This is a genomic window from Bradyrhizobium sp. HKCCYLRH1034, from assembly GCF_051168375.1.
Classification (GTDB): domain Bacteria; phylum Pseudomonadota; class Alphaproteobacteria; order Rhizobiales; family Xanthobacteraceae; genus Bradyrhizobium.
This window is the reverse complement of record NZ_JBNPUW010000009.1, coordinates 136,962-149,881: the sequence shown is the minus strand read 5'-3', so window position 1 is coordinate 149,881 and position 12,920 is coordinate 136,962. Positions and strand designations below refer to the sequence as shown.

General features: G+C 66.1%; 15 protein-coding genes. 9 read left to right on the top strand and 6 right to left on the bottom strand.

Annotation, left to right across the window (positions count from 1 at the left end):
- The first annotated feature begins 4 nt into the window (after nucleotides 1-4).
- The 8 genes from ACQR0W_RS22245 (at nucleotide 5) to ACQR0W_RS22210 (ending at nucleotide 7,960) form a co-directional block, all read left to right on the top strand.
- On the top strand, nucleotides 5-1,519 hold the full coding sequence (locus tag ACQR0W_RS22245; RefSeq protein ID WP_315825245.1) for a tripartite tricarboxylate transporter permease: 1,515 nt from the start codon (nucleotides 5-7) through the stop codon (nucleotides 1,517-1,519).
- Nucleotides 1,520-1,792: 273 nt separating this feature from the next.
- Nucleotides 1,793-2,587 (top strand): thymidylate synthase, encoded by a 795-nt coding sequence (locus tag ACQR0W_RS22240; RefSeq protein ID WP_315713364.1) that lies wholly within the window; start codon nucleotides 1,793-1,795, stop codon nucleotides 2,585-2,587.
- A 3-nt stretch (nucleotides 2,588-2,590) separates the two neighbouring features.
- Nucleotides 2,591-3,076 (top strand): GNAT family N-acetyltransferase, encoded by a 486-nt coding sequence (locus tag ACQR0W_RS22235; protein ID WP_316169791.1) that lies wholly within the window; start codon nucleotides 2,591-2,593, stop codon nucleotides 3,074-3,076.
- Complete coding sequence (locus tag ACQR0W_RS22230) at nucleotides 3,073-3,585, top strand: dihydrofolate reductase (protein WP_315752478.1); 513 nt, start codon at nucleotides 3,073-3,075, stop codon at nucleotides 3,583-3,585. The genes ACQR0W_RS22235 and ACQR0W_RS22230 overlap by 4 nt, the downstream gene beginning before the upstream one ends.
- Before the next feature lie 250 nt (nucleotides 3,586-3,835).
- Complete coding sequence (gene hflK / locus ACQR0W_RS22225) at nucleotides 3,836-4,963, top strand: FtsH protease activity modulator HflK (RefSeq protein ID WP_315713361.1); 1,128 nt, start codon at nucleotides 3,836-3,838, stop codon at nucleotides 4,961-4,963.
- Nucleotides 4,960-5,898 carry a protease modulator HflC gene (hflC, locus tag ACQR0W_RS22220; RefSeq protein ID WP_315825243.1) on the top strand — a complete coding sequence of 313 codons (939 nt, stop codon included), beginning with the start codon at nucleotides 4,960-4,962 and terminating at the stop codon, nucleotides 5,896-5,898. Before hflK ends, hflC begins: the two co-directional genes overlap by 4 nt.
- Nucleotides 5,899-6,018: 120 nt before the next feature.
- Nucleotides 6,019-6,225: a DUF2065 domain-containing protein gene (locus ACQR0W_RS22215; RefSeq protein WP_315713359.1), complete on the top strand. Its 207-nt coding sequence runs from the start codon at nucleotides 6,019-6,021 to the stop codon at nucleotides 6,223-6,225.
- Between the two features lie 232 nt (nucleotides 6,226-6,457).
- Nucleotides 6,458-7,960, top strand: a complete 1,503-nt coding sequence (locus ACQR0W_RS22210) for a Do family serine endopeptidase (protein ID WP_315752480.1) — start codon at nucleotides 6,458-6,460, stop codon at nucleotides 7,958-7,960.
- Nucleotides 7,961-8,844: 884 nt separating this feature from the next.
- Here ACQR0W_RS22210 and arsH read toward each other — a convergent pair.
- The 6 genes from arsH to ACQR0W_RS22180 all read right to left on the bottom strand — a co-directional run bounded on the left by arsH (nucleotide 8,845) and on the right by ACQR0W_RS22180 (nucleotide 12,447).
- A complete protein-coding gene (gene arsH, locus ACQR0W_RS22205) occupies nucleotides 8,845-9,546 on the bottom strand; it encodes an arsenical resistance protein ArsH (protein WP_315769259.1) in 702 nt (233 codons plus the stop codon).
- A gap of 78 nt (nucleotides 9,547-9,624) precedes the next feature.
- Nucleotides 9,625-10,140 (bottom strand): GlcG/HbpS family heme-binding protein, encoded by a 516-nt coding sequence (locus ACQR0W_RS22200; RefSeq protein ID WP_315752734.1) that lies wholly within the window; start codon nucleotides 10,138-10,140, stop codon nucleotides 9,625-9,627.
- Nucleotides 10,125-10,361 carry a thioredoxin family protein gene (locus ACQR0W_RS22195; protein WP_315713355.1) on the bottom strand — a complete coding sequence of 79 codons (237 nt, stop codon included), beginning with the start codon at nucleotides 10,359-10,361 and terminating at the stop codon, nucleotides 10,125-10,127. The genes ACQR0W_RS22200 and ACQR0W_RS22195 overlap by 16 nt, the downstream gene beginning before the upstream one ends.
- A gap of 16 nt (nucleotides 10,362-10,377) precedes the next feature.
- Nucleotides 10,378-11,430, bottom strand: a complete 1,053-nt coding sequence (locus ACQR0W_RS22190) for a permease (RefSeq protein ID WP_315769109.1) — start codon at nucleotides 11,428-11,430, stop codon at nucleotides 10,378-10,380.
- On the bottom strand, nucleotides 11,427-11,723 hold the full coding sequence (locus ACQR0W_RS22185) for an ArsR/SmtB family transcription factor (RefSeq protein ID WP_315713353.1): 297 nt from the start codon (nucleotides 11,721-11,723) through the stop codon (nucleotides 11,427-11,429). The genes ACQR0W_RS22190 and ACQR0W_RS22185 overlap by 4 nt, the downstream gene beginning before the upstream one ends.
- A gap of 454 nt (nucleotides 11,724-12,177) precedes the next feature.
- Nucleotides 12,178-12,447, bottom strand: coding sequence for a hypothetical protein (locus tag ACQR0W_RS22180; RefSeq protein ID WP_315769108.1), 270 nt, complete (start codon nucleotides 12,445-12,447; stop codon nucleotides 12,178-12,180).
- A 14-nt stretch (nucleotides 12,448-12,461) separates the two neighbouring features.
- Between ACQR0W_RS22180 and ACQR0W_RS22175 the strand changes: the two genes are divergently transcribed.
- On the top strand, nucleotides 12,462-12,623 hold the full coding sequence (locus tag ACQR0W_RS22175) for a hypothetical protein (protein WP_315769106.1): 162 nt from the start codon (nucleotides 12,462-12,464) through the stop codon (nucleotides 12,621-12,623).
- The last annotated feature ends 297 nt before the right edge of the window (nucleotides 12,624-12,920 follow it).

Genomic DNA, 12,920 nt, shown 5'->3' with positions numbered 1-12,920 from the left:
CGTGATGGATCTGTTTGCAAATCTCGCCCACGGTTTCGCCGTCGCGTTGTCGCCAATCAATCTGCTGATGTGCCTGATCGGCGCGCTGGTCGGCACGCTGGTCGGCGTTCTCCCGGGCATCGGGACCATCGCCACCGTCGCGATGTTGCTGCCGATCACCTTCGGCCTGCCGCCGGTCGGCGCGCTGATCATGCTGGCCGGCATCTACTACGGCGCCCAGTATGGCGGCTCGACGACGTCCATCCTGGTCAACATTCCCGGCGAGGCGACGTCGGTGGTGACCGCGCTCGACGGCTTCCAGATGGCGAAGCAGGGCCGTGCCGGTCCAGCGCTGGCGATTGCCGCGATCGGCTCATTCTTCGCCGGCTGCGTTGCCACCGTGCTGATTGCGATCCTCGGCGCGCCGTTGACCAAGCTCGCGCTGGCGTTCGGCCCGGCCGAGTATTTCTCGCTGATGGTGCTGGGCCTGATCTTCGCAGTCGTGCTGGCGAAGGGCTCGGTGCTGAAGGCGATCGCAATGATCGTGCTCGGCCTGCTGCTGTCGACGGTCGGCTCGGACATCGAGACCGGCGTCTCGCGCATGGCCTTCAATATTCCCGAGCTCGCCGACGGCCTGGGCTTTGCCACCGTCGCGATGGGCGTGTTCGGCTTTGCCGAGATCATTCGCAATCTCGATGCCGGCGCGGAGATGGACCGCGACCTCGTGCAGAAGAAGATCACCGGCCTGATGCCAACCAGGAAGGATCTTAAGGACTCCGCGCCGGCGATCCTGCGCGGCACGGTGCTCGGTTCAATCCTAGGCATCCTGCCGGGCGGAGGTGCGGTGATCGCCTCGTTCGCGGCCTATACGCTGGAGAAGAAGATCGCGCGAGATCCGTCGCGGTTCGGTCGCGGTGCGATCGAGGGCGTCGCGGCGCCGGAGAGCGCCAATAATGCGGCGGCGCAGACCTCTTTCATTCCGCTGCTGACGCTCGGCATTCCGCCGAATGCGGTCATGGCGCTGATGGTCGGCGCGATGACCATCCACGGCATCGTGCCGGGCCCGCAGGTGATGCAGAAGCAGCCCGATCTGGTCTGGGGCATGATCGCCTCGATGTGGATCGGTAATCTCATGCTGATCATCATCAACCTGCCGCTGGTCGGCATCTGGGTGCGGCTCTTGCGCGTGCCATACCGGCTGATGTTCCCGTCGATCGTGATCTTCTGCGCGATCGGCATCTATTCGGTCAACAACGCGCCGGTCGACGTCGTCCTGGCGGGCGCGTTCGGCCTCGTCGGCTACTGGCTGATCAAGCATGATTTCGAGCCGGCGCCGCTGTTGCTCGGCATGGTGCTGGGCCCGTTGATGGAGGAGAACCTGCGCCGGGCGCTGCTGATCTCGCGCGGCGACTGGTCGGTGTTCCTGACGCGGCCGCTGTCGGCCGTGCTGCTCGCGATCGCGGCGGGGCTGTTGGTGCTGGCGGTGCTGCCGACGTTGCGCCGCAAGCGCGACGAGGTCTTCGTGGAGAGCGAAGGCTGACCTGCGTCGGCGGACCGGACGCCGGAGGCGCTCGGGACGCTGGTGAAGGGCGAGATCGTCAAATGGTCCGCGGTCCTCAAGCACGCGAGCTGGGTACGGAACGGCCATGGATCGGGAGGGGGGGGGCGGAACGTGCGGTTCCGCCCTTGTCGTTTGCAGCGGTGGCCGACATTTTTCAGGGTATAATTAGCGGCCGGGCCGAGTCGAGGCTAGGGCCGGGCGATCCCTGTCGTTAAATTCGCCGCCTTCTGCGAAAGGCCGCCAGCGCGCACCATGCACCAGTATCACGACCTGCTCGAACGCATCCTGTCCGACGGCGCCGAGAAGCACGACCGCACCGGCACCGGCACGCTGTCGGTGTTCGGCCACCAGATGCGCTTCAACCTTGCGGCCGGCTTTCCGCTGGTGACCACCAAGCGGCTGCCGCTCAAGGCGATCGTGCACGAACTGCTGTGGTTCCTGAAGGGCGACACCAACATCAAATATCTGCACGACAACGGCGTCACCATCTGGGACGAGTGGGCCGACGCCAATGGCGATCTCGGCCCCGTCTACGGCTATCAGTGGCGCTCGTGGCCGACGCCGGACGGCGGTCATATCGACCAGATCACGAACGTGATCGACATGATCAGGCGCAATCCGGATTCGCGCCGGCTGATCGTGACGGCCTGGAACCCGGCCGACGTCGAGAAGATGGCGCTGCCGCCGTGCCACTGCCTGTTCCAGTTCTATGTCGTGAACGGCAGATTGTCGTGCCAGCTCTACCAGCGCTCGGCCGACGTCTTCCTCGGCGTGCCCTTCAACATCGCATCCTATGCGCTGCTGACGATGATGGCGGCGCAGGTGACGGGATTGAAGCCCGGCGAATTCGTGCACTCCTTCGGCGACGTGCATCTCTATTCCAACCATATCGAGCAGGCGCGGCTGCAGCTCACGCGCGCGCCCCGTCCGCTGCCGACCATGACGCTCAATCCGGACGTCAAGGACATCTTCGGCTTCCGCTACGAGGACTTCGCGCTCGCCGGCTACGATCCGCATCCGCATATCAAGGCCGAGGTCGCGGTCTGACGCATGCCGGTTTCGATCCGTAGCGCCCGGCCTGACGACATCGGAAGCGTATTCGCGCTGATCCGGGAGCTCGCCGACTACGAGAAGCTATCGCACGAGGTCGACGCGAGCGAGGCCGACATCGCCGGCGCGCTGTTCTGTGAGCACCCGACGCTGTTCTGCGATCTCGCCGAATGGAACGGCGCGGTGGCGGGCTTCGCGGTCTGGTTCGTCAACTTCTCCACGTTTGCCGGCAGGCCAGGGATCTATATCGAAGACCTGTTCGTGCGGCCGGCGTTTCGCCGCAATGGCATCGGCCAGGCCTTGCTCGGTCACCTCGCGCGGACCTGCGTCGAAAAGGGCTGGGCGCGGCTGCAATGGTCGGTGCTCGACTGGAATGCTCCTTCCATCACTTTCTACAAATCGCTCGGCGCCGAGCTCATGGACGAGTGGACGCTATGCAAGGTGACCGGCGAAGCTCTGGCTCAACTGGCGGAGAGGGCGCCGTGATCGAGATCGTGCTGATCGTCGCGGTCGCCGACAACGGCATCATCGGCGCCGCCGGTGCGATCCCGTGGCGGCAGAAGAGCGACATGCAGCGCTTCAAGGCGATGACCATGGGCCGCCCGATCGTGATGGGCCGCAAGACCTTCGTCTCGTTTCCGCGCCGGCCGCTGCCGGGCCGCACCAACATCGTCGTCACCCGCGATGCCGAGTTTCGCGCGCCGGGCGCGATCGTGACCCATACCGTCGATGAAGCGCTCGGCATCGCGCGTGGTGATGCGCTGCGGCGTTCAGCCGCGGAGATCGCGGTCATCGGAGGCACCGAGCTCTTTGCTGCGACGATGCCGGTCGCCGACCGGCTGGAGATCACCGAGGTGCATGCGAGCCCGCCTGGCGATACCGTGTTTCCGGCGATCGACCCGGCCCAATGGGAAGAGGTGGCGCGGGAGCGCCATGCCTCGGGGCCCGACGATCAGGCCGAATTCTCCTACGTCACCTATCGCCGGCGGCGGTGAGCGTTTCGCCGGTCGGATCGACGCGCCGGCCCCCTCAAGACCATCCGTTAATGATGAAGTCGCGCAGTTTGGCCGCGTGGCGGAGCTGAGGCCGCGGCAAACCGGCGCTTCCGGCCCTGTTTACATTGACAAAACCCGGTTCGGGCTTAGCTGGAGCGCTACGTTGTAAGGGGCGGGGCCGTCCCTTATAACCCGGCGACCGTCGGGGCCGGCGTTGGTGTACACTCAGCCTCTCGGAGGAGATCGATCGATGGCGTGGAAGAATCAGGGCGGAGGCCCGTGGGGTCAGGGTCCGAAGGGGCCCTGGGGCTCGGGACCGCAACCGGTCGGTCCAAGGCCGCCCGACCTGGAAGATCTTCTGCGGCGCGGCCAGGACCGGCTGCAGCAGTTCGTGCCGGGCGGCGGTTTCGGCACCGCGGGCGTGCTCCTGATCGTGCTCGGCGCCATCATCATCTGGCTCGCCTCCGGCATCTACCGCGTGCAGTCCGAGGAGCTCGGCGTCGTGCTGCGCTTCGGCAAATATGTCCGTGATGAGCAGCCGGGCCTGCGCTATCACCTGCCTTACCCGATCGAGACCGTGCTGCTGCCCAAGGCGCTGCGCGTCAACTCGATCTCGATCGGCATCACCGCCAATGACGATCCCGGCCGGCGCGGCCGCGGCGGTCGCGATGTCCCCGAGGAAAGCCTGATGCTGACCGGCGACGAGAACATCGTCGACGTCGACGTCACCGTGCTCTGGCGCATCAAGCCGAAGGGCGCGGCCGACTTCCTGTTCAACATCCAGAACCCCGAGGGCACCGTGAAGGCGGTGGCCGAGAGCGCGATGCGCGAGGTGATCGGCCGCTCCAACATCCAGCCGATCCTCACCGGTGCCCGCACCGTGATCGAGCAGAACGTGCAGGAACTGATGCAGAAGACGCTCGACAATTACGGCTCCGGAATCCAGATCACCCAGGTGCAGATGCAGAAGGTCGATCCGCCGGCCCAGGTGATCGAGGCATTCCGCGACGTCCAGGCGGCGCGTGCCGACCTCGAGCGTCTCCAGAACGAAGCCCAGACCTACGCCAACAAGGTGGTGCCGGATGCGCGCGGTCGTGCCGCGCAGATCCTGCAGGTCGCCGAGGGCTACAAGGAGCAGGCGATCGCCGAGGCCAAGGGCCAGAGCGCGCGCTTCCTCAAGGTCTATGACGAGTACAAGAAGGCGCCCGACGTGACCCGCGAACGGATCTATCTCGAGACCATGGAGCGCGTGCTCGGTGGCTCGGAGAAGCTCGTGCTCGACAGCGGCGCCACCGGCGGCCCCGTGCCGCTGCTGCCGCTCGGCGATCTCTTGCCGCGCCGTCCGGCGCCGGCCGCTCAGCAGGGAGGCGTCCGATGAGGTCCCCCGTTGCAGGCATCGTCGCGCTCGTCGCCGTGCTCGTGCTCGTCGTCATCGGCTACAGCTCGCTGTTCACCGTGAACCAGACCGAGCAGGCGCTGGTGGTGCGGTTCGGCAAGCCGGTCGACGTCGTCACGGAGCCCGGTCTGAACTTCAAGGCACCGTTCATCGACAACGTGATCTCGATCGACAAGCGCATCCTCGACCTCGAGAACCCCTCGCAGGAGGTGATCGCGTTCGACCAGAAGCGACTCGTGGTCGACGCCTTCGCGCGCTACAAGATCAAGAACGCGCTGCAGTTCTACCAGAGCGTCGGTTCGATCCAGACCGCCAACGTCCAGCTCGGCACGCTGCTGAACGCCGCGCTGCGCCGCGTGCTCGGCGAGGTCACCTTCACGCAAGTCGTGCGCGACGAGCGCGAGGCGCTGATGCGCAAGATCCGCGATCAGCTCGACAAGGAGGCCGACGCCTATGGCATCCAGGTGGTGGACGTCCGAATCCGTCGCGCCGACCTGCCGGAGGCCAACAGCCAGGCGGTTTACAACCGGATGAAGACCGAGCGGCAGCGCGAGGCCGAGGAGTTCCGGGCGCTCGGCGGCCAGAAGGCCCAGGAGATCAGGTCCAAGGCCGATCGCGAGGCCACCGTGATCGTCGCCGAGGCCAACTCGCAGGCGGAGCAGACCCGCGGCGCCGGCGATGCCGAACGCAACCGGCTGTTCGCCGAGGCCTACAGCAAGGACCGCGACTTCTTCGCTTTCTACCGCTCGATGGCGGCGTATGAGAACGGTCTGAAATCCGGCGACACCCGCTTCCTGCTGCGGCCCGATTCGGAGTTCTTCCGCTACTTCGCCAACCCCTCGGGGAAGCCGGCGGGGGAGACGCCGTCCACCGCCAGCTCGACGGCGGCCGTCGCGGTGCCGGCGCCCAAGCCCTGATGGCGCCTGCCTCGATGCCGGGGCCGTTGATCGGGGCGAATAAGAGTTGACATGGAGGGGGCGAAGCCGTTGCTTCGCCCCGTTACATATCAAGAAGATCGAACGGGAGGTCCGGGTCCGATGAGGTCCATTGCGTTTTCCGATTTCCTCATCGGATTAGGTATCCTGTTCGTGCTCGAAGGCCTGTTGTTCGCGGCCAGTCCGGAGTGGATGCGGCGGGCCATGAAGACCGCGATGACCACGCCCGACAACGTGCTGCGCGCAGTCGGCATCGGCTCGGCGGTGGCCGGCCTGGTCCTGATCTGGGTGATCCGGCGGCCGATCTGAGCGGTGGATTGTCGTGCGTTTGCGTGCCCCGTCGCACAGGAACGAGGCGCGACCGCTGCAATGACGGTCTGCTGCCCGGCCAACGCCATTGTGAGGCGATGGCTGCGCCATTTTGCCGTATTAGGTCGCCCTCAATGATGAATCTGCGGTCCGATCCGGCGTGCTTGCGTCCCCCGCCGGTTCCGGCGCACTGTAACAGTTGAATTTGCCGACTTTTCTGGAGATCCGCCCGATGACCGCAACCCTTGCTTTCAGCCGTCGACTGCGCCCGATCCTGACCGCGGCGGTCCTTGCCGCGGGCTGGGCGCTCGCGCCGGCCCCGGCCTCGGCGCGGGGGCCGGAGGGGATCGCCGATGTCGCCGAAAAGGTGATCGACGCCGTCGTCAACATCTCGACCTCGCAAACTGTCGAGCCCAAGGGCGGCTCGTCCGAGGGGCGGAACGCCAATCCGCAGGTGCCGCCCGGCTCGCCGTTCGAGGAGTTCTTCGACGATTTCTTCAAGAACCGCCGCGGCGGTCCGGGCGGCCGGGGCGGTGCCGACAACTCGCCGCGCCGCACCAACTCGCTGGGCTCGGGCTTCATCGTCGACGACTCGGGCGTTGTCGTCACCAACAACCACGTCATTGCCGATGCCGATGAGATCAACGTGATCCTCAACGACGGCACCAAGATCAAGGCCGAGCTGGTCGGCGTCGACAAGAAGACCGACCTTGCGGTGCTCAAGTTCAAGCCGCCGCGGCCGCTGACGGTGGTCAAGTTCGGCGACTCCGACAAGCTGCGGCTGGGCGACTGGGTGGTCGCGATCGGCAACCCGTTCAGTCTCGGCGGCACCGTCACCGCCGGCATCGTCTCGGCCAAGAACCGCGACATCTCGTCGGGGCCCTATGACAGCTACATCCAGACCGACGCCGCCATCAACCGCGGTAATTCCGGCGGCCCGCTGTTCAACCTCGAGGGCGAGGTCATCGGCGTCAACACGCTGATCATCTCGCCGTCGGGCGGCTCGATCGGCATCGGCTTCGCGGTGCCCTCGAAGACCGTGGCCGGCGTCGTCGACCAGTTGCGCCAGTTCGGCGAGCTGCGCCGCGGCTGGCTCGGCGTGCGCATCCAGGGCGTCACCGACGAGATCGCGGAGAGCCTCAACATCAAGCCGGCGCGCGGCGCGCTGGTCGCCGGCGTCGACGACAAGGGACCGGCCAAGCCGGCCGGCATCGAGCCGGGCGACGTCGTCGTCAAGTTCGACGGCCATGACATCAAGGAGCCGAAGGACCTGTCGCGCATCGTCGCCGACACCGCCGTCGGCAAGGAGGTCGACGTCATCGTCATCCGCAAGGGCCAGGAGCAGACGCTCAAGGTCAAGCTCGGCCGGCTCGAGGACACCGAGAAGGTGCAGCAGGCGGCGATCAAGAAGGACGAGCCGGCCGAGAAGCCGGTGACCCAGAAGGCGCTCGGGCTCGATCTCGCCGCGTTGTCGAAGGACCTGCGCGCCCGCTACAAGATCAAGGACAGCGTCAAGGGCGTCGTCGTCACCGGTGTTGACCAGGCCTCCGACGCCGCCGAGAAGCGGCTGTCGGCCGGCGACGTCATCGTCGAGGTCGCCCAGGAGGCGGTGACCTCGGGCGCCGATATCAAGAAGCGCGTCGACCAGCTCAAGAAGGACGGCAAGAAGTCGGTGCTGCTGCTCGTCTCCAACGCCGACGGCGAGCTGCGCTTCGTGGCGTTGAGCCTGCAGTAGGGCACGATGCAGTAGGGTGGGCAAAGGCGCGCCGTGAGGTGCGCCTGCTAAGGCGCTCTCTCCCGCGCCGCGCCCACCCATCCGGCTCCGAGCTCGCGGCACGGTGGTGGGCACGCTGCGCCTGCGGGCGCTGCTTTGCCCACCCTGCGGCAGCTCCACACTCCGCTGTCGTCCCGGCCTCGAGCCGGGACCATAGCCCCCAGGGAGCAGTTTGGGGCGGGCTGATCATTGGCTGTTTGCTCGTCACGACGGCCGCGGCGTATGGATCCCGGATCGGCGCCCCGACGCGCTGGCGCGCGCCGTGGCTTGTCCGGGACGACGACGGTTCGCAAGGCGAATTCACGGCTCAAACAGCGATCGACATAGCTTTGCAGTCTCGCGGCGCATCGCGCCCGAGGCCTGCGATCAGTTCGTCCCTCGCGAGAATGCAGAGGGCGCAGGGAATGCCGGGTGAAGGCCTCACCCATGGCCCGCCTGCGAAAAAAAATGCAGGCGGCAGGTACCACAGGCAAAGCCGATTCAACCGGCATTCCCTGCGCGACGGTCTTCACGCTTATACGCAGTCTCCCTGGTGCGCCGGGCTTGTTGGCCACCATTGTCCGCGCGGCGCTTCAGCGCCGTCGCGAACGTGACACCAGCATCGGGGTGTCAGGACGCTGCGACTTCACGTCCGCAAGCGATCGTTCGTCCGCGCCCTCGTGAGAAGACGCTGCGATCTCTCGCGGCCATCGCTCCCCGCCTCGCGTGTCGTGACGATCGCGCGCAACGCCCCTCCGCAGTGAGGCGGGATGCGCGGATACAATCATGAATTCCGTAAATACGCAAGGTAATTATTTTTATCAGAAGTTGGTGGCCGCCATCCGCGAACTCCCGGGAGCGCCGGCTCAGAGCGACCGCTGATTGACCCGCTGCGACAGCGCCTCGGCATTCTCCTTGCGCTCGGAATAGCGGTCGACCAGATAGTCGGCGCGGTCGCGCGTCAGCAGCGTGAACTTGACCAGCTCTTCCATCACGTCGACGAGGCGATCGTAATAGGGGGACGGCTTCATGCGGTCCGCGTCGTCGAACTCCGCGAAGGCCTTGGGCACCGAGGACTGGTTCGGAATGGTGATCAGGCGCATCCAGCGGCCGAGCACCCGAAGCTGATTGACCGCGTTGAACGACTGCGAGCCGCCAGAAACCTGCATCACCGCCAGCGTCTTGCCCTGCGTCGGCCGGACGGCGCCGAGCGACAGCGGGATCCAGTCGATCTGGGTCTTGATCACACCGGTCATCGCGCCGTGCCGCTCCGGCGAGCACCACACCATGCCTTCGCACCAGGTCACGAGATCGCGCAGCTCGCGGACCTTCGGATGGTCCGGCTCGGCGTCGTCGACCAGCGGCAAGCCGCGCGGATCGAAAGTCCGAGTCTCCGCGCCGAAGCGCACGAGAATGCGCGCCGCTTCCTCGGTCAGCAGCCGGCTGAACGAGCGTTGCCGGAGCGATCCGTAGAGCAGCAGGATTCGCGGAGGGTGGGAGGAGAGCGCAGGCTCCAGCAGCTTCGCGCGGTCGATGGCACGGAATGAGGTTTCGTCCAATTGAGGCATCGTGTCAGACAACGCGGTATCCTCCGGCAAAATGATCGGCGTTGGCCGTCCTCGTTCGCGATACGCCGGTACAAGCGCTCAGAACGCGATGTCCGCAGCGACGGCTTCGATGCCGGCCTTCGCGCAGATGTCGTCGTTGTCGCCTCCGGGCGCGCCGGATACGCCGATCGCTCCGACCTGCTGGCCAGCGGCCTCTATTGGCATGCCGCCGCCGACCATGACAACGCCGGGAACGTTGACGATGGCCCGCTCCGCGGCGTCCGGTCGTGCCAGCCGGGCTGCGAGCGTGCTCGTCGCCTCGCGCCAGCTCGCGGCCGTCCTCGCCTTGCCCGTCGCGGCCTCAAGGGTATGCCAGCCGGCGAAACGGTCGCGCAGGGTGACCAGCGCGAGCCCCGACGGATCGCTCACGGTCACGGCAGCCTGCCAGCCGCGTTTGCGGCACTCCGCGAGCGCCGCCTGTGCCGCTTTGAGCGCCGTGTCCGGCGCGATGATGCGCCGCGTCCACGTCGGTTCGTCGGCGCGCGCCACGACAGCCGGGCCGAGCAGGAGGACCGCTGCGAGCAGCGGACGCAACGCCATCACGCCGACAGCCATTTCGCCATGTCCTCGGCCTTCGGCAGCCCGCCCGCATGGACGACTTTGCCGTCGATCACCACGCCCGGCGTCGAGGCGATGCCGAACCGGGCGATGTCGGCGAAGTCCGTGATCTTTTCCAGCTCGATCTCGATGCCGAGCTTGCTTGCTTCAGAGGAGGCCATTGCTGCGGTCTGAACACAGCGCTTGCAGCCGGAGCCGAGAATCTTGACGTTCTTCATGGGGCTTGTCCTTTCATCAGAACAGGGCGTTGAAGAGATAGCCGACGGCGACGATGCCGGCGGCGACGACGCCCGCGAAGACAGCGATCAGCCGGAGCGTCAGCACCTTGCGCAGAATGAGCATCTCGGGAAACGAAAGCGCGATGACGCTCATCATGAAGGCGAGCACCGTTCCCAGCGCCGCACCCTTGCCGAGCAGCGCCTCGACGACCGGAATGATGCCCGCAGCGTTGGCGTACATCGGCACGCCGATCAGCACCACGGCCGGCACGGACCACCATTGGTCCTTGCCCATGATCGAGGCGAGCAGGTCGTTCGGGACATAGCCGTGAATGAATGCGCCCGCCGCGATGCCAATGATGATCCATGCCCAGACGCGGCCGACGATGTCGCGCACCGCATCGATCCCGGCCCGGATCCGATCGGCGGCGGTCGGCGAATCCGGCTGCAGATCCGCCTGTCCCGCGCGCACGTTGCGAACCCATGCCTCGAGCCAGCCTTCGAGATGCAGGCGTCCGATGATCCATCCCGCCACGATCGCGACCGCCAGGCCGAAGGCCAGATAGATCGCGGCGATCCTCCAGCCGACCAGCGCGAACAGCAGGCCGAGCGCGACCTCGTTCACCATTGGCGCCGCGATCAGGAACGAGAAGGTCACGCCGAGTGGGACGCCAGCCGAGACGAAGCCGACGAAGAGCGGCACCGCCGAGCACGAGCAGAAGGGAGTGAATACGCCGAGGATCGCAGCCGCGACATTGCCGAGGCCCTCGCGCTTGCCGGCGAGCAATGCGCGAGTTCGCTCGGCTGAAAAAAAGCTGCGCACGACGCCCATGCCGAACACGACCAGCGTCATCAGCATCAGGACCTTGGGCGCGTCGAACACGAAGAACCGCGCGGCTTCTTCCAGATGGCTGTCGCGGGACACCGGCAGCGACGATACCAGCCATGCCGAGAACGCTTCCAGCTGCCAGTAGACCGCGAACCACAATGCGATCGCAGCTGCCGTCGCGATGATCCAGATCACAGCCGATGCCGACCCGTCAGGATAGGTCGAAGCTTCGGTTTTCATGCTGCACTCCTGTTCGGCTCAGGCATGGCCGCCATGACGGCGTCGAGGATGGCGCGGCGATCGGGCGTCAGGTCAGGGCTCAGCCGATACCGGACCCACTGGGCGTCACGCCGGTCGATGACGAGACCGGCGGCCTTGAGGGCGGACATGTGCCGGCTCATGCGCGATGCGCTGGCTCGGAGCTGCCGCATGAGCTCGCAGACGCAGTGCTCGCCGCCGTCCCAAAGGATGCGCAGGGCGGCGAGACGAGTCGGCTCGGCCAGAGCGGCGAGCAGCGGGACGGGATCGGACATGGCGGCAATATATTCGTATTTTCGTATTTGCGCAATAGCGCATATAATGATTGCGGATGTGCGATTTGACCGGCAATCGGCGCGGCGCGTGGCGTCAGGCTGATAATGGCTGGTGATGCGTGGCCCGCGCGGCGACGCCCTGCGAGATCCCGGTTGGGAAATCGGGCGAGCCGGCTGGCGTCGGGTCAATTCACGCGCAGGATGGTCTTGCCGCCGGCGGCCGGAATGTGACTGTGCGGCTGGGCTCGACGACGCGGCCGCCGCGCCGGGTACGGAGGCGGAGAGCGTTGGCGTCGAAGACCCAATAGGTGCAGCGGGCCGGGCGTCTGGGCTGCCCGGCGCGGATGTCCGGGATCTTTACCACGCGCGACGCCACGCGTTATCTCGAACAGGGAGCGCGGCCTCGCTCGGCGAGACGCGCGCTACCTATCCGACGATGGGTTGCCCGCGTTGCCTAGTTGCGGACGCTGCCCACGGTGATCGGAGCGACGAGCGCAGCGCTGCGGTGGTGCTGGGTGAGCACGGCGAGCTGGTGCGGCGAGGCGGCGCTGTCGGCATTCACCGCAATGGTCTGCTGCGCGGCGGATGCACCGACGACGGAGAGTTGGTGCGGGGTGGCCGGCAGCGCGCCGACTTCGTAGCTCGGCAGCTCGCCGGCAACGGCGGCGCCGCTCAGCAGCGCGAGGGCAAGAAGAGAGCCGGGAATGATGTGCTTGATGGTCATCGGGAGGTCCTTCTGTGACGATGATCGATTGCATGGCCTGCAATCGCTTTCGCTTCCTTGGACACTCCCTAGCGTTGTCAGCTTTATATGCGCTGCAGCATGATTTGACAATTCATGGATTGGTGATGCGGTTAAAATGGCAGTTCGCGTCCCGCCTTGATGCGGAAGGCGAATGATCTGATTTGCGATCTGAAATGAGATTGGAATGGAGTTGCGTGCGAGTGCGCTGGATTGAAACAAAATCCTGATGATGCGCTGATCGAGAGCCGATGAAGGCAGGGCTTTGGTAACGGCTTTGCTTGGGCGGCGATTCGCACAGGAGCAATGCGATTGCGATCTTCGAGCGTTCGCAAAACCGCTGCCCTCGCAATGACGGGACCGCGGCTGCCCATGAACGCGTCCTCTCTCACAACCAGGGGAGGGCGCTGTATTGCGCAAAGGCTCGCGCGGCTATTGGCCTGCCGCGCGGCCGC